We start from the raw sequence: 24,211 nt of genomic DNA, 5'->3' as shown, positions 1-24,211 counted from the left end.
TTTCCACAGGTTATCCACAAATTGTGGATAAGGTAAATAGGCCAGATAAGTAATTAAGAGTTAAAACACAAATATAATATCAAAATAAACAAGATGGTGCAATGGGTGTCACAAACTTATCCACACACTTTACATCCTGTTGAAAAATAATTATCCACATAGGTTATTTGTGTGAAAAAAATGTCGATAATGGATGTGGATAGTCAAAATATGCCGGAAAAATATCCACAACCTTGTTTTGAAGGTTTTTTTGAAGGAAAAAAAGAATAAAATGCTGGAAACTAAAAAAGAAGGTTTCTTCACTTGATAACTTGTGTTATGCTTATAAGGTTGATAATAAGAGTTTTATCATTGATATTGACAATCGATGGGTTACACAAATATAATGAGTTAGACTGTCTTAAACAGCTATTCCTCAGGGAGGTGTCATAAATGAAAAGAACGTTTCAACCAAATAACCGTAAGCGTAGTAAAGTTCATGGCTTCCGCAGCCGTATGAGTTCTAAAAACGGACGTCTAGTTTTAAAGCGACGCCGCAGCAAAGGTAGAAAAAAATTATCAGCTTAGGCCACTGAATAATGTCAGTGGTCTTTTTTACATAAAATCGTAAATGAATTGTCAGTTTTTATCGGAGTGGAAGAAAACATGAAGAAGCGAAACAGGCTAAAAAAAAATGAAGAGTTTCAAACAGTGTTCAAAAAAGGTCAATCAATGGCTAATCGCCAATTCGTCATTTATCAGCTGGACCAACCAGATCAAGAAGAACTGCGTTTAGGATTGTCTGTCAGTAAGAAGATAGGTAATGCAGTGATAAGAAACCGGATTAAACGATTGATCCGTCAGGTGTTCTTAGAGGAAGGTCATAAGCTAAAGCAAGAAAAAGACTACATTGTTATCGCACGAAAACCAGCAAGCGAATTGACCTTTGAAGAAACAAAGAAGTCTCTCCAGCATTTATTTAGAAAATCCGCTGTTTATCAACAACAACCGAAAAAGTCTTCGTAATAGAAACTTTCGTTGAATCAATTTTTAAAAGCGCTTCCTTCATCTAGTGAATTAAAATGAAACCACCACTTTGTAATGAAAAAATGTTACCATACTGATTAGGTGAGTCACTTTCGTAATCAATTCCAACTTAAATAAAGTTTGAAGTAATGGGAGGAATCTTGTTGAAAAGGCGATTATTACTAATATTTAGCTTGATTGGCGTGTTGGTTCTATTGGCAGGATGTACACAAATCAATGAACCAATCACATCAGATAGTAAGGGATTCTGGAATTCTTACATTGTATACCCGCTATCTCAATTAATCACTTACATGGCAAACTTAACTGGTGAAAACTATGGTGTAGCGATTATTATTGTAACTCTTTTGATTCGTTTGCTCATTTTACCATTAATGATTAAACAGTTAAGAAGTACAAAAGCAATGCAAGCACTTCAGCCAGAACTAAAGAAGCTTCGTGAAAAATATAGCTCAAAAGATCAAAAAACACAGCAGCAGCTTCAACAGGAAACAATGGCTCTTTTCCAAAAGAATGGTGTAAATCCATTAGCAGGGTGTTTCCCAATCTTAATTCAAATGCCAATCTTAATTGGTTTTTATCATGCGATCATGAGAACAGCTGAAATCAAGAAGCATACTTTCTTATGGTTTGACTTAGGCAGTCCAGATCCATTATTCCTGCTACCGATTATTGCAGGTGTAGCTACTTTTATTCAGCAGAAGCTAATGATGGCTGGAAATCCTTCGGACAACCCTCAAATGGCGATTATGCTTTGGGTGATGCCAATTATGATCATTGTATTTGCAATCAGTTTCCCAGCGGCACTTTCACTGTACTGGGTTGTAGGTAACATTTTCATGATCATTCAAACGTTGGTCATTAAAACACCTCAAGTAAAAGTTGATACAAAAGAAAAAGCTGGCGGGAACAAAAAATGAAGGAAATAACTGCTGTCGGTCGCACAGTCGAAGAAGCAGTAGATTCCGGACTGAAACAAATTCAACTACTACAAGAAGAAGTGGATATCACAATAGTAGATGAAGGAAATAAAGGGTTTTTAGGATTATTTGGTAAAAGACAAGCTGTTGTCAAGTTAGTAGAAAAGCGAGATGCGCTCAAATTAGCAACACAGTATTTAGATAAAATTGTTAAATCAATTGATCCTAAAGCAAACATTGTTTCGAAAAAAGAAACGAAAAAGATCTCTTTTCACATTGATGGAGACAAAACTTCATTAATGATTGGAAAAAGAGGACAAACACTGTACTCTTTAGAAACCTTGGTGCAGTTAGTGTTTAATCGTTATTCTGATCAATATCATCATATTACAATTGATATTGGAGATTATAGGAAGAAACGACAAGAAGCACTTGAACAATACGCAATCAAAACGGCAAATCGTGTTTTAAAAACGAAGAGAAAGGTTCATTTAGAACCGATGCCTTCGAATGAACGAAAAGTCGTTCATGATACGATTGCAGCATTTTCTAAAGAACTTGCCACGGCATCCGAAGATACAGGCAGCAAGCGTCATGTTGTGGTGATGTATAAAAAATAACAGAAAGGCTAAGATTCAGCAAAGCTGGATTTTAGTCTTTTTTTATTGAAAAATTACCTTTTAATAGTAGATTAATCCTTTATTTCTAAAAAGTTAGTGTGTTATTTAAATCGAAAACGTCATTTTCCCTTAGTTGCAAAGGGAGAAGGACGTTTTAATTTATTGGATTTAGGTGTAAGATGTGAAGACAAGTTTAGAACGTCGTTATTCACATGTGGATAAGTTAAGTGTTAAAATAGACAGGGTGCAAAACTGTGGATAATTAAATGTGGGCTACTTTCGCTTCGCATGCATTTGTGGTATCTTTAAATTTTGGATTAAGCGTTTTTGATATAGAGATGGACAACGTCCATTTAATAGATATAAGACTGTCTATTGAATAGAGAAAGAGGTGAATGAGCGGTGGATACAATTGCAGCAATTTCTACACCAATGGGTGAAGGGGCAATTGCCATTATACGTTTAAGCGGGCCTGATGCAGTTCAGATTGCTGATCGCATGTATAAGGGGCCTAAGGAAAAAAAACTTGTATCAGTGGATTCTCATACCATTCATTATGGTCATATTGTAGATTCAAATACCGAGCAAGTGATAGAAGAGGTCATGGTGTCTGTATTAAGAGCGCCAAAAACATTTACGAGAGAAGACGTTATTGAGATCAACTGCCATGGCGGAATTGTCACGGTCAATAAAGTCTTGCAGCTTGCTTTAAAAGAAGGAGCGAGATTAGCGGAGCCAGGTGAGTTTACAAAACGTGCTTTCCTAAATGGAAGAATCGACTTGTCACAAGCAGAAGCCGTAATGGACTTGATTCGTGCAAAAACTGACCGTGCGATGAATGTCGCAATGACTCAAATGGAGGGACGTCTCTCCGGTTTGATTAAACGTCTTCGTGGTGAGATATTGGAGACACTTGCCCATGTAGAAGTGAATATTGATTATCCAGAGTATGACGATGTGGAAGAAATGACACATCGAGTCTTAGTTGAAAAGGCGACATCTGTGAAAAAGGAAATTGAATCGCTTCTAACGACTTCACAGCAGGGGAAAATCCTACGTGAGGGCTTATCCACTGTTATTATTGGAAGGCCAAATGTTGGGAAGTCTTCCTTATTAAATAGTCTTGTTCAGGAAACAAAGGCGATTGTGACCGATATTCCTGGAACAACCAGAGATGTCATCGAGGAATATGTGAATGTAAGAGGAGTACCGCTCCGTTTAGTAGATACTGCAGGTATACGTGAGACTGAAGACATTGTTGAGCGTATTGGGGTCGAACGATCAAGACAGGTCTTAAAAGAAGCTGACCTGATTTTACTTGTGCTCAATTATAGTGAAGAGTTATCTGAGGAAGATATTAAGCTATTTGAGGCTGTCTCGGGTATGGATATTATTGTGATTGTCAATAAGACTGATCTTGAGCCTAAACTTGATGTAGAAAAAGTAAAAGAGTTAGCGAAAGATCGTCCAGTCGTGACAACATCTTTATTACAAGAAAAAGGGATTGATGAGCTTGAAATGGCCATTCAATCTTTATTCTTCACTGGCTCAATTGAAAGTGGAGATTTAACGTATGTAAGCAATACTAGGCATATTGCGCTCCTTCAAGAAGCAAAACAATCGATTGAGGATGCTCTAGAAGGAATTGAAATGGATGTACCGATCGACATTGTTCAAATAGATTTAACACGCTGTTGGGAGCAGCTAGGTGAAATTATTGGGGATGCTGTTCATGAAAGCTTAATTGATCAGTTATTCTCTCAATTCTGTTTAGGAAAGTAAAGGGAGGAACAAAAGAAATGGGTTATGAAGCTGGCCAATATGATGTAATCGTCGTCGGTGCCGGTCATGCTGGTGTTGAGGCTGCTCTTGCTTCTGCAAGACAGGGCGCCAAAACACTTGTATTGACCATCAATCTCGATATGGTTGCTTTTATGCCGTGTAATCCGTCCGTAGGAGGTCCCGCTAAAGGGATTGTCGTCAGAGAAATTGATGCGCTAGGCGGAGAAATGGCACGAAATATAGATAAGACACATATTCAAATGCGTATGCTGAATACTGGGAAGGGACCTGCTGTCCGTGCGTTAAGAGCGCAAGCAGATAAGTTTCAATATCAGCACGAAATGAAAAAAACAATGGAAAATGAACCAAACCTAACAATGCTGCAAGGGATGGTAGATCATTTAATTGTAGAAGATGATGAATGTAAAGGTGTCGTGACTCAAACAGGTGCAAATTATCGCGCGAAGTCTGTTGTTCTAACGACTGGTACTTTCTTGAAAGGCCGCATTATTTTAGGTGATCTTTCTTATTCAAGCGGTCCTAATAATCAGCAGCCTTCCATTAAATTATCGGATCATCTAGCAGAATTAGGATTCGATTTGGTTCGCTTTAAAACTGGGACACCACCTCGAGTAAACAGCCACTCGATTGATTATAGTAAGACAGAAATTCAACCAGGTGATGATGTACCACGTGCGTTTTCTTATGAAACTGTGGAATATATTACAGATCAATTACCATGCTGGTTAACATACACTAGTTTAGAGACTCATCAAATTATTGATGAGAATCTTCACCGTTCTCCTATGTATTCAGGTATGATTAAAGGAACAGGTCCTAGATACTGCCCGTCTATTGAGGATAAGGTGGTTCGTTTTAATGATAAACCGAGACATCAAATTTTCTTAGAGCCAGAAGGCCGTAATACGCAAGAAGTGTATGTTCAAGGTTTATCTACAAGTCTGCCAGAGGATGTACAGCAGCGAATGCTGTCAACCATTCCAGGGCTTGAAAATGTACAAATGATGCGAGCGGGTTATGCCATTGAGTATGATGCGATTGTGCCTACACAATTGTGGCCTACACTTGAGACAAAGAAAATTTCTGGATTATATACAGCTGGCCAAATTAATGGTACCTCTGGTTATGAGGAAGCAGCAGGTCAAGGAATTATGGCAGGTATCAATGCAGGAAGAAAAGCATTGGGTAAAGAAGAAGTCATTTTAAGCCGATCTGATGCATATATCGGTGTTCTCATTGATGATCTTGTCACGAAGGGTACAAATGAACCTTACCGTCTTTTAACTTCTCGTGCAGAGTACCGCTTACTTCTGCGTCATGACAATGCTGATTTAAGATTAACGGAACTTGGATATAACATTGGTTTAATTTCTGAAGAGAGATTCCAAGCATTCACACAGAAAAAAGAGGCCATTGAAGCAGAGAAAAAACGTTTATATTCTGTCATTATTAAACCTACAGTAGAGACACAGGAATATATTCGTTCACTTGGTGGAAGTGAATTGAAGGACGGTATTCGCGCTAGTGATCTGATGAAGCGCCCAGAGATGAACTATGAATCTGTTGTGAAACTAGCTCCTGCTGACACATCGCTTCCTGCTGATGTGTGTGAACAGGTAGAGATTCAAATTAAATATGAAGGTTATATCGAAAAGTCGCTCCAACAAGTTGAAAAGCTGAAAAAGATGGAAAACAAAAAGATTCCGGATCGAATCGATTATGATGCCATCAAAGGGATTGCAACTGAAGCGAAGCAAAAGCTAAAAGAAGTCCGACCGCTTTCTGTTGCACAGGCTTCTCGTATTTCAGGCGTTAACCCTGCTGATATTTCTATCCTTTTAGTGTATTTGGAGCAGGGACGTATTGCGAAGATAGCAGAGTAGAAAGGATGTCGGCATGAACATTGAACAATTTACAGCAGCACTAGAGGAGAAAGGGATCACTCTTTCTCCAGTGCAGCTTGAACAATTTGAAACTTACTTCCATATGCTTGTAGAATGGAACGAGAAGATGAATTTAACGTCCATTACAGAAAAGGAAGAAGTATATTTAAAGCATTTTTATGACTCGATATCAGCAGCATTTTTTATTGATTTTCACAATGTGACAACAATTTGTGATATTGGAGCTGGTGCTGGTTTTCCAAGCATTCCTCTTAAAATTTGTTTCCCTCATCTACATGTGACCATTGTTGATTCTCTCCAGAAACGCATTACGTTTCTCAATGAGTTAGCAAAAGGGTTAAACTTACAAGATACTACTTTTTATCATGATCGTGCGGAGACCTTTGGACAACGTAAAGATCAACGTGAAAGCTATGACCTTGTCACCGCTAGAGCAGTTGCGCGCTTATCTGTCTTGAGCGAACTATGCCTGCCTCTTGTGAAAAAGGAAGGTTTGTTTGTTGCATTAAAAGCATCTGCTGCAGATGAAGAGATGCAAGCAGGAAAAAAAGCCGTTACTGTCCTCGGAGGAGAGGTTGTTGAAAAGCATTCCTTTGTTCTTCCTTTAGAAGAAAGCGAACGGAACATCATTGTCATTGAAAAGAAAAAACAAACACCAAAAAAATATCCTAGAAAACCAGGAACACCTAATAAATCACCAATAGAGGGTTGATCATGTAAAAGGTCGGTTTTTCTTCAATATTTATGATTTTACAGAAGGAAAAAACATGAGAAAATAGAATTATAAAAAGGTAGTTTTTAAAGGTGGTGTAGGTTCATGAAGCATTCACTCTCACGCTTCTTCGGGCTTGGTGACAAAGAACATCCAGAGCGTGATACCGAAATAGAGGCAGAGATTGCTGAGCATGAAACATTAAAGGAAGAGATACAGGAGCTCCCGGTCGACACAATTATGCCTAACCGTTTTCAGCCACGCACCATTTTTTCAGAAGAAAAGATACAGGAGCTGGCCACAACCATTCATACCCATGGCATTATTCAACCGATTGTTGTTAGACCAACAGAAGAGGAAGGAAAATATGAACTGATCGCCGGCGAAAGACGTTGGAGAGCGGTACAAACTCTTCAATGGGAGAAGATCCCCGCTATTATAAAAGATTTTACTGATACGGAAACGGCATCTGTGGCATTGATTGAAAATTTGCAAAGAGAAGAGCTGTCTGCAATTGAAGAGGCTCATGCTTATGCACGTCTTTTAGAGCTTCATGATTTAACGCAAGAAGCGCTTGCTCAGCGTTTAGGTAAGGGACAATCGACTGTTGCAAACAAACTAAGACTTTTAAAGTTGCCTGAAGAGGTACAGCAAGCCATTTTGGAGAAAAAAATCTCTGAGAGGCATGCCCGTTCACTTGTACCTCTAAAGCTGCCAGAATTACAAATCACGCTGTTGCAGGAAATCATCGAAAAGCAGCTGAATGTGAAACAGACTGAAGAGCGTGTAGTGAAGATGCTTGAACAAAAAACAGATCGCAAACCGAAGCCGAAACGTAAGGCGTTTAGCCGAGATACGCGAATTGCGATGAATACCATTCGTCAGTCTCTCCACATGGTAGAAGACAGCGGACTTAAAATAAATACCGAGGAAGAAGAATTTGAGGAATATATCCAATTAACGATTCGAATTCCTAAATAGAAAGAAGCTGATGAGCATTACTCGTCAGCTTTTTTGTCTTTCTCTCCCTTCAATTCATGATATTTACTTATTATTAATTAATTGGTAAAATATGATTTTCATAGTAGAAGGGAGGTGACATATAACTGATGAAAATGAAAAAGACTATTTTTGCTATTATCTGTTATTTACTAATCTCTTTTTCTCTTTTTTCAAATGAAATGACTGTGTTTGCTGTGAGCACGTCAACGAATCATGATACTCATTCAGCGGAAGAAACGATTACGAAAGAAGAACTGAGTACTCTGAAGAAACAAGGTGTGGTTTCGACAGATGTAACGGTTCAACAATTAAATCAAGAGCAAGCGTCTCAGGACGATGCGATCGATGTGATCACAGCTGATGATGATTTGGAGAACTATGGTTTAAGGCAAAACAAACAGGATGAAATGGTAACGGATGAAAGGCCGAATACCATTCGCCATCTTTTTGGTAAACCGTATCCTGGAACCGATATTATGCCTCAAAAAGGGGATATATTGGTGACGAGCACTGGTGCTTTGAATGGTTTAATTGGTCATGCAGGCATCGTCATTAATGAGAAAAGCTATGCATCCATTCCTGGGTTCCGGCAGCATCCAAATATTGATTCCATTCAAAGCTGGTTTCGCTATAGTGCCAATACAAAGGTGATTCGGATTAATCATCAGGAAAAGGCAGATTTAGCAGGGGATTGGGCGCATGATTACGTGAAAGACCATCCGAAGGCTCGATATTCGATCACTATGTCTATTCAATCCTTGGACCCTACTTATTGTTCAAAGATTGTATGGCAGGCTTACGCGAAAACCGGGGACGCTGTTGGACATGCCACATTTACCATTAAAGCACCCTATGGTTTTTTGAAAAAGAAGAACTATAAAACAGTGACACCTAAAGTCATTGTAAGCGAAGGCCGAAAAATTGGCGGGTTAAACTTTTGATTGTATCTCCCTCACTTTTATGAAAGTGGGGGTTTTTTGTTTCGTTATTTTCTTCAAAAAGATATATTAATATATCTTTAGAGCGTATTTTTATGCATCTATTCATGTACGGAAACACAGATTCATTCACGAATTTATAATGGGGGAACAAAAAAAGCAAACGTTTCATACTTTTTTTGATAGAATAGGAAGTATGAATGAATGAGAAACTTGTTAAGTTGAAAGTGGGTGACATCGTGGGGAAAATCATAGCGATTACCAACCAGAAGGGCGGCGTTGGGAAGACGACAACTTCTGTTAATTTGGGTGCGTGTTTAGCATACATAGGAAAACGAGTGTTGTTAGTTGATATTGATCCGCAGGGAAATGCCACGAGTGGTATTGGGATTGAGAAGGCAGACGTAGAGAAGTGCGTGTACGATATTTTAGTAGACGATGCAGATGTACTTGATGTGATTAAGACGACAGAGGTCGAAAATCTTGATGTCATTCCTGCGACGATACAGCTTGCAGGGGCGGAAATTGAGCTTGTGCCTACGATCTCACGTGAAGTGAGGCTGAAAAGAGCACTTGAATCTGTGAAGCAAAATTATGATTATATGATTATTGACTGCCCGCCATCACTTGGATTACTGACGATTAATGCGTTAACTGCATCCGATTCTGTTTTAATACCGGTTCAGTGTGAATATTATGCGCTTGAAGGATTGAGTCAATTGTTGAATACTGTTCGTCTTGTGCAGAAACATCTAAATACCGACCTTGCCATTGAAGGTGTCTTACTGACAATGCTGGATGCAAGAACAAACCTTGGAATCCAAGTCATCGAAGAAGTAAAAAAATACTTTAGAGATAAAGTCTATCAGACCGTGATTCCGAGAAATGTGAGACTAAGTGAAGCGCCTAGTCATGGGAAACCTATTATCTTGTATGATCCACGTTCAAGAGGTGCAGATGTCTATTTAGACTTAGCAAAGGAAGTGGATGCGAATGGCTAAAGGTCTTGGAAAGGGTATTAATGCGCTATTTAACAATGTGGATTCCAATGAAGAAACTGTCGAAGAAATTAAGTTGAAGGATTTGCGTCCGAACCCTTATCAGCCGAGGAAAACGTTTGATGATGATGCATTGTCTGATCTCAAAGAATCAATTCAGCAGCATGGTGTTTTACAGCCGATTATTGTTCGTAAGTCCATTAAGGGATATGACATTGTCGCGGGAGAACGCCGTTTCCGTGCAGCACAACAAGCTGGTTTGACAACGATTCCTGCGATCGTCAGGGAATTTTCAGAAACACTGATGAGGGAGATCGCTCTTTTAGAAAACTTACAGCGCGAGGATTTATCTCCATTAGAGGAAGCGGAAGCCTATGCCTCCTTACTAGATCACTTAAGTGTGACTCAGGAGGAATTAGCCAAGCGATTAGGCAAAAGCAGACCGCATATTGCGAACCACCTTCGTTTATTAACATTACCGGATGAAGTACAGAAGCTGATTGCGGATGGAACATTATCCATGGGACATGGACGCACGCTGCTTAGTTTGAAAAACAAAAAGAAGCTGGCGCCATTGGTAAAGAAGGTCGTGGACGAAGGATTAAATGTCCGTCAGGTTGAGAAACTTGTTCAGCAATTAAATGAAAATGTTCCACGTGAAACAAAGAAAAAAGAAGCACCAAAGGATCGCGTGTTGAAAGAAAGAGAATCTTTCTTACAAAATTACTTTGGTACTTCAGTGACGATCAAGAAACAGAAGAAAAAAGGGAAAATTGAGATTGAATTTCTCTCAAATGAAGATTTAGAAAGAATCCTTGAATTGCTTTCTACGAGAGAATCATCGGAATGACCATCTTGATATGAGATGGTCTTTTTTATATTCTTCCCGTGATATTTTGAATAGGGGTGAAAAGAGAACGGCTTTTTTCTCTCGTCCAATCCATTTGATCAATGTGGGATAGACTTTCAGAAAGTGTATTGGCCATAGACATTACAAGATGAAGACGTGTGTTTTGGAGAACGAAGTATTCCATAAAACCGCTCACGTTGACGATTCCATTAATATGAATATTGCCTACTTCTGGCAGCTCTTTTTGCACACCTGCACCGGGCTTTAACGGTCCTTCTCCAATTTGAAACGATCCTACACTTTTCACTCTACCTAAACAGGCATCAACGGCTACGATAAATGGATGTTTATGAGCTTGTTCAATTTCAGCGAGCTTTTCCTTTAAATTGACCGCATGCACTGGGTCAGAGAGAGTGCCGTATACATGCAGCTTTTTTAAATCAAGACTTGAAAGCTTTGTTCCTACAAGTGGACCTAGAGAGTCACCGGTTGAGCGGTCTGTTCCTATGCAGACGATGGCAACGGGTCTTTTTCCTGCTTTCTGAAGATGCGAGAATAAAATACTTTTAAGCTGCTGAATGGCATTTGTATCCGTATGGAACACGTATTCTTTCACCCTATTTCTTAAAAAAAGACCGTTCTTGCTATTCATAGGTCTCACTTCCTTGTCATAGTAGTTAGTAACAGTATACGGAAACAAGCTTAATTCTATACCTATGAGGTGATGATTGTGTGGAAGGCTGGTTCAAGGTGGACGCTTTTAATTTTAGGAAGCTTGATAGGAGCGGGATATGCCTCCGGTCAAGAAATATGGCAGTTTTTTGGCCTTGATAGCGGACTAGCCATTCTACTGTTTACGCTCATGTTTATGCTGTCGACCTATGTGGTGTTAAAAATCAGTTATGAGGTGCGTGCTGATCATTTTGTGCCGGTGTTAGAGCGTCTTGTAGGTCCTTGGCTGGCCAAGGTGTATGATATTTTAATTGTTCTTTATCTATTCACGACAACAACAGTCATGATTGCCGGTGGCGGGGTGACACTTGAGATGTATCATGTGCCATTTTGGGTTGGAATCGGTGCATTTTGTTTATTCTCATTTATGATTTTTTTCTGGGATGTGAAAGGTCTCTTATCTGTGAATGCTTTCATTATACCAATTTTGGTGGTGGGGCTCATCTATGCGTTTGTTTTTTATTATATGAATCATGATCATATGTGGAGAATTGATTTTGGCCAGCAATACAATTGGCCAGCCAGTATCGTCTTTGCTTCTTTGAATATATTATCTGTTGTGGCGGTGCTGTCTTCAGTGGGGAAAGAAATGAAGGGGCTTGGAGAGGCCAAAGTTGCGAGTATATTAAGCGGTTTGATTTTTGGTGTCATTTCTTATGTGTATAACGAAATACTAGTTGATATTTCTGGGAGTCTTTCAGCAGAAGGGATTCCTTTGTTTACAGTATTAGAGGGGGCACCAACATCATTGTTTGTGTTTATGACCATTGTTCTTTGTTTAGCGATTTATACAACAACCGCTGCGGGATTATTTGGTTTATCCAGCCGCATGCTCTCTTTTGTACGAATGCCCCGCTGGTTCATTGTATTCATCATGCTTCTTTTGATGGCACCTTTAACCTCTCTTGGATTTGCTGATTTGATTGCTTTCTTGTATCCGATTTACAGCTTGCTCAATCTTTATTTGCTTGTCTGTTTAATGCTGTATCCGATTTTAAGTAAAAAGATATTTTTCCGTTCTAAAAATTATACTGATAAAATAAAATAAACACCTCTCTTTTAAAGAGAAGTGCTTATTTTATCCGAATGGAATCAATCGCTTCCTTGATATCGTCATATACAGGCATGTGCTGGAGACGCTGCATACGTTCCTCTATTTCTGATATGGCTTGTCCCTTTAAATGCTGGGATACATGCTGTTTGACAATGGTTGTCTGGTTCATCATGTCTTCTGTTTTGGACAATTGGTACTCCAAGTGCATGCGTGTGTTTGCCAATTCATCGTGAAGCCGCATTTTCAGCAATCGCTTTAAATCTTTTCGTTGTCCTTCTCTGCGCATGGCCTGAATAGCGGCAATTTCTTCAGGTGATTGCGATTGTGTTTGTGGTGCAGATTGACTTTCGAATACAGACATGGAGCGGCGGGCACTCACATTTTGCAAGAAACGCTGGGCGTCACTAGGAGGTTTATTTTGATTGATCATATGGCGACTCCTTTCTTAACGAATACCCATTTGCATCGCAAGGCGTCTATCTGCCTTGGCATAGTCATCACCCATTGTGTACATATGTCTTGAAAGGGTGGAAAGTTCTTGTTCGTAGTCTCTCAAGGTGTACAAGGCATTCAGTTGTTTTTCATGAGAATAAAAGGTTGATTGCGGCTGCTCCATCCTTACTTCCTCTAACAGTGCTTCTACATCGCTATGGGTTAATAAATCATAGTGACCGAAGCCGACAAGTCCTTTCAGTTCTTGTTTTACATGATGGACGGCATCTTTTACACTATCATCAATTCCATCTATTTTCTCAAATACAGTGTGTACTTCATGTTCAATAATACTTTGTAGATCATACGATGAATTTTTTAGTAAATGGGATTTTATGATAATTTCAAGCCCGTTTTGTGCATATGCACGGCCTGAATGGATTTCTTGTAAAAGCATCGCTGTAAAACTTGTATTGTGATCAAGCTGTTCATCTAAAATACGAGCGGTTCCATTCGAATGGAATGAATACCCATTTACTTTGAATTCTCCTGAAACGAGAGCCAAAAATGCATTTGTATCAAACGATTCGTTCCACTCTATATTCATTGATGCAAAAGCTGATCTTAAAAAGGTGTCAATTTCTCTTGGTTTATATTTTATGGATTCTTGGACCGATCCCTGCTCCCGGGGCGGTACGGTGTACTTGACTTGTCCAACTCCATGATCATGGCGATTGAGTAAACCTACATAATGATTGGGTTGAATATATTCCGTGAGAACATGGGTATATTTTCCTTCTACTGCTTTTTGTTGAATGGAAGGTGCCAGGCTGCTCCATATATTTGGGCTATCGAATGTGATGGCTTTTTTGACAGCTGGCTGTTCTGTCGCAATGTAAGCACAAACAGCACCGGCAAGCGCTTGTCCAGTGAGATAGATGGTTGCATTCGGGTGCTTCTGACAGACGTCCTTGATGTATTCCTTCCCTTTAAAAAAGACATGATCTTGTTTTCCGGCTAAGGATTTTCTTTCAATGGGGTAGGCATAATCCGTTTTTAACAATGATTGGGTAGCCGTTTGAACATCTTGTGTCGATGTCACCGTCATTTGTTTTGGCAGAGGACAGTGAAACGCGACAATGAACTCATCTGACTGTTCCTGCTGCATCGTTAAACCATATAATTGATGATCTATTTTTAGAAAATCGTTGACAGTGAGCGTATGCTGACCTACTTCTATCGTATGGTTCTGCTGGTAATTCTCTGCGTTTCCAGCGTGATCGGATATGATTTTATAATCTTTGTCGGTTAATCTATCCTTTCGATTGACCATCGTACCTGCTCCCTCACATAACATTTATGCAGATATCATAAATCAAAAAATATGGAAAAACCACAGCGTTCTACCAATAAAAACCTTTTGACCTACAGTGTTTGTGACAATATTGAAAAAAAGCGGAGTTTAAGTAACTATTGGTCACAAATAAAATGATCTAAAAGAAGGGTTTTTTCTATAAAAAAGAACGGGATTGATACATGACAGCGGCTCTTTATTTTGTGCATTGCTCTCCATCGGCATTTTTTTGTACAATAGATTTAATGAAGTGAGCAAGAGAGGTGAATGCTGATGGCAGACAAAGCATTTGGGTTACATGACGTCGTTGAAATGAAAAAACCCCATCCATGTGGTGCCAATCGGTGGAAAGTTATTCGTTTGGGCATGGATATTCGCATTAAATGCGAAGGGTGCGGGCACAGCGTGATGATCCCAAGAAGAGATTTTGAACGAAAAATGAAGAAAATTCTCGTCAAGCATGAGGAGCCAACTGCTTAAGTAGGCCTCATGCTTTTTTGATGAAATTTGTCTTTTGTTCAGAGAAACAGATGCAATTTCTCATTTTAAAGCTCCGATTTAGTCTTTTTGGTAATGTTTCTTCTATTGAAAATGCATGATGGTTAGCTTGTCTTTTCATGTAAACCTACTTATAATTGCTCTAGGTTCATATTACGCAGTATAACGAGCACGTTTCATATAGAGGAGATGAAAGAATGGCTTTAACAGCTGGTATTGTTGGCTTACCTAACGTCGGGAAGTCAACGCTATTTAATGCAATTACACAGGCTGGAGCGGAGTCTGCTAACTATCCGTTCTGTACCATTGATCCAAACGTCGGAATTGTAGAAGTTCCAGACGAGCGTTTGCAAAAACTGACAGAATTAGTGCAGCCCAAAAAGACAGTTCCGACTGCTTTCGAATTCACTGATATTGCTGGTATTGTGAAAGGGGCATCTAAAGGAGAAGGTTTAGGGAATAAATTCCTTTCTCACATTCGTCAAGTAGATGCAATCTGTCACGTGGTGAGAGCATTTGCTGATGATAACATTACACATGTGTCAGGTAAGGTTGACCCAGTGTCAGATATTGAAACGATTAATTTAGAATTGATTTTGGCTGATCTAGAAACGGTTGAAAAGCGTTTAACTCGTGTGAGTAAGCTTGCGAAACAAAAAGATAAGGAAGCGGTAGCTGAATTTGATATTTTGGAAAAGCTGAAGGACGCATTTGAAGCTGGAAAATCTGCAAGATCGGTTGAATTTACAGATGAGCAGCAGAAGCTTGTGAAGCAACTTCATTTACTCACGTCAAAACCTATTCTGTATGTAGCAAATGTGAGTGAGGACGAAGTAGCAGATCAGGACGGAAACGAATATGTACAGCAAATTCGTGAGTTTGCATCTGGCGAAAACGCTGAAGTCATCGTCGTTTGTGCGAAGATTGAGTCTGAAATTGCAGAGCTTGAAGGAGAAGAGAAGCAAATGTTCCTTGAAGAGCTTGGCATTAAAGAATCAGGTTTAGATCAGTTGATTAAAGCGTCTTATTCACTTCTTGGCTTAGCTACGTATTTCACAGCAGGTGAGCAAGAAGTACGTGCTTGGACATTTAAAAAAGGAATGAAGGCACCAGAATGTGCTGGAATCATTCATACGGACTTCGAGCGTGGATTTATTCGTGCTGAAACGGTTGCTTATGAAGATTTACTAGCTGGCGGAAGTATGTCTGCTGCAAAAGAAGCAGGTAAAGTTCGTTTAGAAGGTAAAGAATATATAGTGAAAGATGGAGACGTTATTCATTTCCGTTTTAACGTATAGGTTCTTGTCATAGGCCAAGTAATTTGTTATAATATACAATTGTGAGTAATATAATTTATTGCTCCTTGCCCGTATAGGGCCGCTTAGACCAAAAGGAGGTGCAATCAGATGAGAAAGTACGAAGTTATGTACATCATCCGCCCAACAGTTGACGATGAGGCTAAAAAAGCAGTTATCGACCGTTTTAATAACGTGTTAACTTCTAACGGTGCGGAGATCACTGGAACAAAGGATTGGGGTAAACGTCGTCTTGCATACGAAATCAACGATTTCCGTGAAGGCTTCTACCAAATCGTAAACGTTCAATCTGACGCTGCAGCAGTTCAAGAATTTGACCGCTTAGCTAAGATCAGTGACGATATCATTCGCCACATTGTTGTTAAAGAAGAAGAATAAATCATTGAAATATATATTTAAAGGTGGTCTTTCAATATGCTAAACCGTGTTGTATTGGTCGGAAGACTAACAAAAGACCCTGAGCTTCGCTACACGCCTAATGGTGCGGCTGTAGCCACGTTTACTCTAGCTGTGAATCGTACGTTTACGAATCAATCTGGAGAGCGTGAAGCCGATTTCATTAACTGTGTTACTTGGAGAAGACAAGCCGAGAACGTGGCTAATTTCTTGAAAAAAGGAAGTCTTGCCGGTGTAGACGGTCGCTTGCAGACAAGAAACTATGAAAACCAGCAAGGACAGCGTGTCTTCGTGACAGAAGTTCAAGCTGAAAGTGTTCAATTTCTTGAGCCTAAAAGCGGCGGTGCTGGTTCAGGTGGATACAGCGGCGGTGGTAATAGCGGAGGCCAGTATTATGGCGGCAGCCAAAACGATCAGAATCCATTTGGAAATGAACCAAGTCAAAATCCATATGGCAATCAAAACAACCAAAATCGTAATCAGGGAAATAGCTTCAATGATGACCCATTTGCGAATGATGGTAAACCGATTGACATCTCCGATGATGATTTGCCATTCTAATTGATCTGAAAAAAATGACCAAAGGAAAGGTGTGAAAACAAATGGCAGGTGGACGCAGAGGCGGTCGTGCGAAACGTCGTAAAGTATGTTTCTTTACTTCTAACGGAATCACGCACATCGATTACAAAGATGTTGATCTTCTTAGAAAGTTTGTTTCTGAGCGTGGTAAAATTTTACCTCGTCGTGTAACAGGAACTAGCGCTAAGTATCAACGTAAATTGACATTAGCGATTAAAAAATCACGTCAAATGGCATTACTTCCATACGTTACTGGTGAGTAAGTCGTTGACTTAAAAGCGAAGGGCCTTGAGCTCTTCGCTTTTTTTATTTGTCTCACTTTTATGAGAAAGTCGTTTCTGGCAGTCTAACTAGGGGAAGTATGTAAAAAGAGAGTTAACGTGACAGTTTGTTCTATACAAATACTAGGTTAATCTGTCATATTGGTATTTTAAAATATACTTGCAGTCAGGGCGTGGGAAGATGATTGAATTTAAGAATGTATCGATGCAGTTTTCTGATGACCGGTATGCCGTTCAATCTGTTGATTTGGAGATTCAGAAAGGTGAATTTTTTGTATTGATTGGACCTAGTGGAAGCGGGAAAACGACGACTTTGAAAATGATTAATCGTCTCATCTCTTCTACAGAAGGTGAGATTTACATAAAGGGTCGAACCATCAGCGATTATGATATTTATGAGCTGCGCTGGGATATTGGTTATGTGCTTCAGCAAATAGCGTTGTTCCCTCATATGACCATAGAAGAGAATATTGCTGTAGTGCCAGAGCTGAAACAATGGAAGCGGACTGAGACGAATCAGCGTGTTGATGAGTTGATGTTCATGGTGGGGCTTGAGCCTGCTACCTATCGACATCGAAAGCCAGCAGAGCTTTCAGGAGGACAGCAGCAGCGAGTCGGCGTAGCACGGGCACTTGCTGCTGATCCTGAGATTGTCCTAATGGATGAACCTTTTAGTGCGTTAGATCCACTGACGAGAGAGAAATTACAAGATGATCTGCTTGAGTTACAGCGCCGTATTCAAAAGACCATCGTTTTTGTGACACATGATATGCAGGAAGCCATGAAACTTGGAGATCGGATATGTGTGATGAATGAAGGAAAAGTGGTGCAGGTTGGTCGCCCAGAGGAATTGATTCAGCATCCAGTGAATCCATTTGTGCGGGAGTTTGTTTCAGGAGCTGCCCGTCATGTAGACCATCAAGCATTTGAGCTGACAACTATTTCTCAGCCCATGCCTCAAGAAGATCTGTTAGGCGATGAGGTGGTCTCCATCCATGCGACGCTAGAAGAGGTTCTATCTCGACTGGTAGAGCATGAAGAGCTTGTTGTTGAGAAGGATGGGGAACGGATCGGGCTCATCACTCGTCAAGCGGTGATTCAGTATTTAGCCGGTACTTCTGCTGAGAGGGGCGAGACACATGAATGAATGGACCAGTGTGCTATGGGCTCGAAAAGATCAGCTCGGACACGCCTTACTTGAGCATATTCAAATTTCCTTCATTGCGTTATTTCTAGCGATTTTGATTGCCATTCCTTTAGGGATTTATTTAACGAGAGTCCCTAAGATAGCAGAGTGGATCATTGGGGTGACGGCTGTCTTGCAGACAATTCCGTCTTTGGCGCTGCTTGGACTTCTGATTCCTCTCGTTGGGATTGGTCAAGTGCCCGCAATTATCGCTCTTGTCGTCTATGCTCTTCTTCCTATTTTAAGAAACACATATACAGGCATTCGTGAGGTCGATCCGTCGCTCCGAGAAGCGGCGCTCGCTATGGGGATGAATCACCGCAAACGCTTATTAAAAGTAGAACTCCCTCTTGCTATGCCTGTGATCATGGCAGGTATCCGAACAGGGATGGTTCTTATTGTAGGGACAGCCACTCTTGCAGCTCTTATTGGGGCAGGCGGATTAGGGAGTCTGATTCTGCTTGGAATTGATCGAAATGATATGTCGTTGATCATCATTGGTGCTATTCCAGCTGCATTACTTGCGCTCTTATTTGATGTGGTCTTGCGGACACTTGAGAAAATCTCCTTTAAAAAAACCGTGATCTCTGTGACGGTCTTTGCTGTAATAGCAGGAGCAGTTGTCGCTGCCCCATTGCTGTTTCAACAAGAAAAGAAAGAGATCACCATTGGAGGGAAGCTGGGGTCAGAGCCTGAAATTTTGATCTCCATGTATAAGCTTTTAATTGAGCAGGATACAGATATCCAAGTCAATCTTAAGCCTGGTCTTGGTAAGACGTCCTTTGTTTTTCAAGCACTGCGGTCTGGTGATATTGACATCTATCCTGAATTTACAGGGACAGCGATTTCTGAATTTCTGAAAGAAACAGCGAAAAGCACGGATAAGGAAAAAGTGTATGAGCAAGCGCGCCAAGGTTTGGCGTCATCCTTTCAGCTTCAGCTTCTTCAGCCGATGGCTTATAACAATACATATGCTTTAGCCGTGCCTCAATCACTAGCGGATCAATATGATTTATCAAAGATTTCAGATCTGGGTCAAATCAAGAATCGTATACGTGCTGGCTTTACTTTAGAGTTTTCTGATCGTCAGGATGGATATTTAGGCATTCAAAAAGCTTATCAGTTTTCTTTTGACGATGTGGTCACGATGGAACCGAAACTTCGATATCGCGCCATTCAAAAAGGGAATATTCAGTTGGTCGATGCGTATTCAACAGACAGTGAATTGAGACAATACAAATTGAAGGTGCTTGATGATGATAAGCATGTTTTCCCGCCCTATCAAGGAGCGCCCTTGCTAAGACAGGAGACATTAAAAGAGTATCCTGAGATTGAGGCCTCTCTCAACAAGCTCGCTGGTCAAATCACAGATGATGAGATGAGAGAAATGAATTACGAAGTCAATGTGAAGGGGAAAGATGCATTCCAAGTAGCTGAAGCCTATTTAAAAAAGAAAAAATTGCTTCAATAATCAAGGGGAAGCAGGTCTGCTATATACAAAGCGACCTGCTTTTGAAAAGAAAAAAACAAAAATCATTGACATCTATTTCAAAAAAGAATATCCTTAATTCGAGATAAATATATTTTTTGATCATATATCTCGAATTCGAGATAATATAAAAGCATCAGTCAAGACATAATGAGTAAGGACATGTTACGTCATGAAGAGGAGGTCATTAGAAGTGAAGAAAACAGAAGGAATTCACCATATCACAGCAATTGTTGGTCATCCTCAGGAGAACGTTGATTTTTATGCAGGTGTTTTAGGTCTGCGTCTCGTGAAAAAGACCGTCAATTTTGATGATCCAGGCACATACCATTTATATTTTGGAAATGAAGGAGGTTCTCCAGGTACTATTATTACGTTTTTCCCTTGGCCAGGTGCACAAAAGGGACAAATTGGAGCAGGTCAAGTAGGTGTGACAACATATGTCGTACCGACCGGTGCCTTCTCTTTTTGGAAGGAACGCCTTGAGCAGTTTGACGTTTCTTATGAAATGATTGAACGCTTTGGTGAGGCCTTTCTCTCATTTGAAGATCCGCACGGTTTATTGATAGAACTTGTAGAACGTGAAGAAGGAAAACAGAATGACTGGACATTTAATGGGGTGACACCAGAAGTAGCGATTAAAGGGTTTGGCGGAGCTGTTTTATTAACTTCACAGCCTGAGCAAACGATGCAGCTGCTAGAGCAAACGATGGGACTTGAAAAAGTCGGCACGGAAGGAGATTATGTGAGATTCCGTTCGTTTGGAGAAATCGGCAATGTCATTGATGTGAACAAGACACCTGTTGCACGAGGACGTATGGGCGTGGGTGTTGTACATCATATTGCGTGGAGAGCAACAGATGATCAGGATCAATTAGATTGGCAAAGACATGTTGCGCAAAGCGGATATCAAGTGACGCCTGTGCAAGATCGAAATTATTTCAATGCCATTTATTTTAGAGAGCTTGGCGGCATATTATTTGAGATTGCGACCGATCCTCCAGGGTTTGCACACGATGAATCTGTGGAAACGATGGGTGAAGCGTTGAAACTGCCGCCGCAATATGAGGCGCAGCGTAGTCAAATTGAACAAATCGTGCTGCCGATTGAGGTAAGAGAAATCAAAGGGAAAGGAGATTCATGATGAAGCATCTTTTTCAAAAAGGAAAGAATGAACAAAAACCTGTCCTTCTCATGCTGCATGGAACTGGCGGGACAGAGCAAGACTTATTGCCGCTTGCAGAAGTGGTAGACCCTGAAGCATCTGTTCTTAGTGTGAGAGGAAATGTATCAGAAAACGGCATGCCGCGTTTTTTCAGGCGTTTGGCAGAGGGTGTTTTTGATGAGCAAGATTTAATTGAGCGTACAGAGGAATTATATACATTTATCGGGGAAGCAGCAGATAAGTATGGATTTGATCGTCACAATGTGGTAGCCATCGGCTATTCAAACGGGGCGAATATTGCTGGAAGTCTGTTATTCCATTACGGAGATGCGCTGAAAGGAGCGATCCTGCATCATCCAATGGTCCCAAGACGAGGGGTTTCATTACCTTCATTAGCGGGGAAACAAGTCTTTATAGCAGCTGGTGAAAATGATCCAATGTGCCGTCCTGAGGAATCTCAGGAACTGGAGCAACTGCTTCAGGAGGCGGGAGCATCCGTAACGCTTCATTGGGAAAATCGTGGACATCAGCTAACGAGAGAAGAAGTCGATGCTGCGGCATTGTGGTATCGTCGTCAATTTAAATAAGGTGGGGAATACAGGTGGGATTTTTACAGAAGCTTTTTGGGCAAACCAAACAAAAGGAGATGGAACAAGTGGAAAACGTAAAACTAGCGATTATTTATTATAGTTCAACAGGTACAAACTATCAGATGGCGAAATGGGCGGAGGCTGGAGCGAAAGAAGCTGGTGCTGAAGTCAAAATTTTAAAGGTTCCTGAATTGGCACCAGAAGCAGTTGTTGCATCAAATCCAGCATGGAAAGCACATTTAGATGAAACAAAAGATGTCCCTGAGGTTCAGTTAAGTGACTTAGAGTGGGCAGATGCCATTATTTTCAGCATGCCGACACGTTTCGGTAACTTACCGGCTCAAATGAAACAATTCTTAGACACAACAGGCGGTTTATGGTTCCAAGGGAAACTAGCAAACAAAGCAGTGAGTGCGATGACATCTGCACAAAACCCAAATGGCGGACAGGAGCAGACGGTTCTGAGCCTGTATACAACGATGTTCCACTGGGGAGCCATTATTGCCGCTCCTGGCTACACGGATGATTCCCTATACGGCGCAGGGGGTAACCCTTATGGTGTGAGTGTGACTGTTGACCAAAATGGAAAGATCCAAGAGGATGCAGAAGCAGCCGCAAAACACCAGGCGAAACGTACAGTGAATGTAGCAGAATGGATCAAAAAAGGTCAAAACGCTTAATAGATGTATACAAAAAGAATGCAGCCACTCCGCTGCATTCTTTTTTCATTAATAAGGATCTGAAGGGGTGCTGTTGTTGATCGCATCATTGACAGCCTGTGCCGCGCCTGTTGATCCAATTGGTCCGCTTGGCTCCTCTTGTTTGAAGGCTTTTAAGCCATCGGCCACACGTTTTCCGTAGTCAGGATCAGCTTTTGTAAAGTTTTCGATCATTTGGTCTTGGATGTCTTTTTGGCAGGTAGCTAAGGTGTTGACTAAGTTTTTAATCAGTTCCTCACGTTCCCAATCATTGAAGCGGCGATAGGTTTCTCCCGCTTGTCCGAAATTGTTCGGGCGGTCAATGGCTTCTCGTTTGACTTCACCCTCTACAAAAGGCGTATGATCCTTTCCATCTTGCTGCGCTTCTTTTAATCCCCCGAGAATGGACGGTTCATAATTCACATGGGGGTTTTGTCCTTTTCCTTGATCCACATGATATTCCATTTGCCCATCTCGCTGATTGGTGGCAACATGCTTTTTCGGGGCATTGATCGGCAGCTGTAAATAATTTGGCCCGACACGATATCGCTGCGTATCAGAGTATGAGAAGGTACGTCCTTGCAGCAATTTATCATCTGAGAAATCTAATCCGTCTACAAGAACCCCCGTCCCAAAGGCAACCTGTTCCACTTCTGCAAAATAATTTTCTGGATTTTTGTTTAGAACCATTCGTCCGATCGGTTTCCATGGATAGTCATCCTTGTACCAGAGCTTTGTCGGATCGAGTGGATCAAAGTCTAGATGGGGGTGGGTGTCATCTTCCATGATTTGAGCGTATACTTCCCATTCAGGATGATCCCCTTGTTCAATGGCTTCATATAAATCCTGTGTGGCATGATTAAAGTTTTCCCCTTGAATGGCTTGGGCTTGTTCTTGTGTCAGGTTGCGAATCCCTTGCTTCGGTTCAAAGTGATATTTGACCAGTACTGCTTTTCCTTCATGATTCACCCATTTATAGGCATGGACGCCAGAGCCTTGCATGTGCCGGTATGTGGCGGGAATGCCCCATGGTGAGAAGAGAAATGTCACCATATGTGTTGCTTCAGGTGATTGTGAAACGAAATCAAAAATGCGCTCGCCATCCTGACGATTGGTCACAGGGTCAGGCTTAAAGGCATGAACCAAATCAGGGAATTTCAAAGCATCTCGAATAAAGAAAATTTTGAGGTTGTTCCCAACGAGATCCCAGTTGCCGTCTTCTGTATAAAATTTGATCGCAAATCCCCGCGGATCGCGTAAAGTTTCTGGTGAATGTCCGCCGTGAATAACAGAAGAGAATCGAACGAAGACAGGGGTCTTTTTTCCTTTCTCCTGAAATAATTTGGCTCTTGTATAAGTGGAAATGGGTTCGTCACCGAATGTACCGTAGGCTTCAAAGTATCCGTGTGCGCCGGCACCTCGTGCGTGAACGACACGTTCAGGGATGCGTTCACGATCAAAATGACTGATTTTCTCTAGGAAATCGTAGTTTTCAAGCGTAGTCGGTCCTCTATTTCCAACGGTTCTCATGTTTTGATTATCTGTTACCGGGTGACCTTGTCGATTCGTCAAGGTTTCTTCTGACTCTGAAGATGATGTAGGCTGTTGATCTTCTTTCAAGGTAGAATCCCTCCTTCAATATCTCCCTAACAATATGGTCATGTTGCT

The 24,211-nt window shown here is 40.8% G+C and carries 26 protein-coding genes; 22 read left to right on the top strand and 4 right to left on the bottom strand.

The window, feature by feature from the left end:
- The first annotated feature begins 432 nt into the window (after window positions 1-432).
- From rpmH to ACTJKA_RS15690, 11 genes are all read left to right on the top strand, one after another.
- A complete protein-coding gene (gene rpmH, locus ACTJKA_RS15740) occupies window positions 433-567 on the top strand; it encodes a 50S ribosomal protein L34 (protein WP_008360908.1) in 135 nt (44 codons plus the stop codon).
- A 78-nt stretch (window positions 568-645) separates the two neighbouring features.
- Window positions 646-1,005, top strand: a complete 360-nt coding sequence (gene rnpA, locus ACTJKA_RS15735) for a ribonuclease P protein component (RefSeq protein ID WP_035390150.1) — start codon at window positions 646-648, stop codon at window positions 1,003-1,005.
- A 158-nt stretch (window positions 1,006-1,163) separates the two neighbouring features.
- Entirely contained in the window at window positions 1,164-1,946 is a 783-nt protein-coding gene (gene spoIIIJ, locus ACTJKA_RS15730) for a YidC family membrane integrase SpoIIIJ (RefSeq protein ID WP_089374159.1), read from the top strand.
- Entirely contained in the window at window positions 1,943-2,566 is a 624-nt protein-coding gene (gene jag, locus ACTJKA_RS15725) for an RNA-binding cell elongation regulator Jag/EloR (RefSeq protein WP_035390148.1), read from the top strand. Before spoIIIJ ends, jag begins: the two co-directional genes overlap by 4 nt.
- Before the next feature lie 402 nt (window positions 2,567-2,968).
- The gene (gene mnmE, locus ACTJKA_RS15720) at window positions 2,969-4,348 is read left to right on the top strand and encodes a tRNA uridine-5-carboxymethylaminomethyl(34) synthesis GTPase MnmE (protein ID WP_008347587.1); all 1,380 of its coding nucleotides are present in this window, start codon (window positions 2,969-2,971) and stop codon (window positions 4,346-4,348) included.
- Between the two features lie 17 nt (window positions 4,349-4,365).
- Entirely contained in the window at window positions 4,366-6,252 is a 1,887-nt protein-coding gene (gene mnmG, locus ACTJKA_RS15715) for a tRNA uridine-5-carboxymethylaminomethyl(34) synthesis enzyme MnmG (protein WP_035390146.1), read from the top strand.
- Window positions 6,253-6,265: 13 nt separating this feature from the next.
- The gene (gene rsmG, locus ACTJKA_RS15710) at window positions 6,266-6,985 is read left to right on the top strand and encodes a 16S rRNA (guanine(527)-N(7))-methyltransferase RsmG (RefSeq protein WP_007497477.1); all 720 of its coding nucleotides are present in this window, start codon (window positions 6,266-6,268) and stop codon (window positions 6,983-6,985) included.
- Between the two features lie 105 nt (window positions 6,986-7,090).
- Window positions 7,091-7,966 (top strand): nucleoid occlusion protein, encoded by an 876-nt coding sequence (gene noc, locus ACTJKA_RS15705; protein WP_024718432.1) that lies wholly within the window; start codon window positions 7,091-7,093, stop codon window positions 7,964-7,966.
- 128 nt (window positions 7,967-8,094) lie between these two features.
- A complete protein-coding gene (locus ACTJKA_RS15700) occupies window positions 8,095-8,928 on the top strand; it encodes a YiiX/YebB-like N1pC/P60 family cysteine hydrolase (RefSeq protein WP_046344925.1) in 834 nt (277 codons plus the stop codon).
- Between the two features lie 236 nt (window positions 8,929-9,164).
- Window positions 9,165-9,926, top strand: coding sequence for a sporulation initiation inhibitor protein Soj (gene soj, locus ACTJKA_RS15695; protein ID WP_008360890.1), 762 nt, complete (start codon window positions 9,165-9,167; stop codon window positions 9,924-9,926).
- Window positions 9,919-10,773: a ParB/RepB/Spo0J family partition protein gene (locus tag ACTJKA_RS15690; protein ID WP_035704116.1), complete on the top strand. Its 855-nt coding sequence runs from the start codon at window positions 9,919-9,921 to the stop codon at window positions 10,771-10,773. The genes soj and ACTJKA_RS15690 overlap by 8 nt, the downstream gene beginning before the upstream one ends.
- A gap of 25 nt (window positions 10,774-10,798) precedes the next feature.
- Here the strand turns inward: ACTJKA_RS15690 and yyaC are convergent, their stop codons facing one another.
- Entirely contained in the window at window positions 10,799-11,425 is a 627-nt protein-coding gene (gene yyaC / locus ACTJKA_RS15685; protein ID WP_440607838.1) for a spore protease YyaC, read from the bottom strand.
- A 72-nt stretch (window positions 11,426-11,497) separates the two neighbouring features.
- Here yyaC and ACTJKA_RS15680 point away from each other — a divergent pair, with 72 nt between their 5' ends.
- Window positions 11,498-12,553 (top strand): YkvI family membrane protein, encoded by a 1,056-nt coding sequence (locus ACTJKA_RS15680; RefSeq protein ID WP_080770811.1) that lies wholly within the window; start codon window positions 11,498-11,500, stop codon window positions 12,551-12,553.
- Window positions 12,554-12,578: 25 nt separating this feature from the next.
- Here ACTJKA_RS15680 and ACTJKA_RS15675 read toward each other — a convergent pair whose 3' ends face one another.
- Window positions 12,579-12,989: a hypothetical protein gene (locus ACTJKA_RS15675; protein ID WP_007497462.1), complete on the bottom strand. Its 411-nt coding sequence runs from the start codon at window positions 12,987-12,989 to the stop codon at window positions 12,579-12,581.
- A 15-nt stretch (window positions 12,990-13,004) separates the two neighbouring features.
- Window positions 13,005-14,324 carry a hydrolase gene (locus ACTJKA_RS15670; RefSeq protein ID WP_217816514.1) on the bottom strand — a complete coding sequence of 440 codons (1,320 nt, stop codon included), beginning with the start codon at window positions 14,322-14,324 and terminating at the stop codon, window positions 13,005-13,007.
- A gap of 294 nt (window positions 14,325-14,618) precedes the next feature.
- Between ACTJKA_RS15670 and ACTJKA_RS15665 the strand changes: the two genes are divergently transcribed.
- From ACTJKA_RS15665 to wrbA, 10 genes are all read left to right on the top strand, one after another.
- On the top strand, window positions 14,619-14,825 hold the full coding sequence (locus ACTJKA_RS15665) for a DUF951 domain-containing protein (protein ID WP_008347561.1): 207 nt from the start codon (window positions 14,619-14,621) through the stop codon (window positions 14,823-14,825).
- A gap of 215 nt (window positions 14,826-15,040) precedes the next feature.
- Window positions 15,041-16,141 carry a redox-regulated ATPase YchF gene (gene ychF, locus ACTJKA_RS15660; protein ID WP_007497458.1) on the top strand — a complete coding sequence of 367 codons (1,101 nt, stop codon included), beginning with the start codon at window positions 15,041-15,043 and terminating at the stop codon, window positions 16,139-16,141.
- A 108-nt stretch (window positions 16,142-16,249) separates the two neighbouring features.
- Window positions 16,250-16,537 carry a 30S ribosomal protein S6 gene (gene rpsF / locus ACTJKA_RS15655; protein WP_008347557.1) on the top strand — a complete coding sequence of 96 codons (288 nt, stop codon included), beginning with the start codon at window positions 16,250-16,252 and terminating at the stop codon, window positions 16,535-16,537.
- A 36-nt stretch (window positions 16,538-16,573) separates the two neighbouring features.
- The gene (gene ssbA, locus ACTJKA_RS15650; protein WP_007497456.1) at window positions 16,574-17,116 is read left to right on the top strand and encodes a single-stranded DNA-binding protein SsbA; all 543 of its coding nucleotides are present in this window, start codon (window positions 16,574-16,576) and stop codon (window positions 17,114-17,116) included.
- Between the two features lie 41 nt (window positions 17,117-17,157).
- Window positions 17,158-17,397 (top strand): 30S ribosomal protein S18, encoded by a 240-nt coding sequence (gene rpsR / locus ACTJKA_RS15645; RefSeq protein WP_008347556.1) that lies wholly within the window; start codon window positions 17,158-17,160, stop codon window positions 17,395-17,397.
- Between the two features lie 199 nt (window positions 17,398-17,596).
- Entirely contained in the window at window positions 17,597-18,562 is a 966-nt protein-coding gene (locus ACTJKA_RS15640) for an ABC transporter ATP-binding protein (RefSeq protein ID WP_046344918.1), read from the top strand.
- Window positions 18,555-20,072: an ABC transporter permease/substrate-binding protein gene (locus ACTJKA_RS15635; protein WP_008347552.1), complete on the top strand. Its 1,518-nt coding sequence runs from the start codon at window positions 18,555-18,557 to the stop codon at window positions 20,070-20,072. Before ACTJKA_RS15640 ends, ACTJKA_RS15635 begins: the two co-directional genes overlap by 8 nt.
- 190 nt (window positions 20,073-20,262) lie before the next feature.
- A complete protein-coding gene (locus ACTJKA_RS15630; RefSeq protein WP_007497450.1) occupies window positions 20,263-21,234 on the top strand; it encodes a ring-cleaving dioxygenase in 972 nt (323 codons plus the stop codon).
- Window positions 21,231-21,842, top strand: coding sequence for an alpha/beta hydrolase (locus tag ACTJKA_RS15625; protein WP_024718443.1), 612 nt, complete (start codon window positions 21,231-21,233; stop codon window positions 21,840-21,842). The genes ACTJKA_RS15630 and ACTJKA_RS15625 overlap by 4 nt, the downstream gene beginning before the upstream one ends.
- 59 nt (window positions 21,843-21,901) lie before the next feature.
- Window positions 21,902-22,525 carry an NAD(P)H:quinone oxidoreductase gene (gene wrbA, locus ACTJKA_RS15620; protein WP_045034926.1) on the top strand — a complete coding sequence of 208 codons (624 nt, stop codon included), beginning with the start codon at window positions 21,902-21,904 and terminating at the stop codon, window positions 22,523-22,525.
- A 48-nt stretch (window positions 22,526-22,573) separates the two neighbouring features.
- Here wrbA and katX read toward each other — a convergent pair whose 3' ends face one another.
- A complete protein-coding gene (katX, locus tag ACTJKA_RS15615) occupies window positions 22,574-24,073 on the bottom strand; it encodes a catalase KatX (protein ID WP_230677060.1) in 1,500 nt (499 codons plus the stop codon).
- Between the last annotated feature and the right edge of the window lie 138 nt (window positions 24,074-24,211).

The sequence above is a fragment of the Bacillus sp. 22190 genome (genome assembly GCF_052045575.1).
Lineage (GTDB): Bacteria > Bacillota > Bacilli > Bacillales > Bacillaceae > Bacillus > Bacillus altitudinis.
This window is presented reverse-complemented; position numbering and strand designations above follow the sequence as displayed.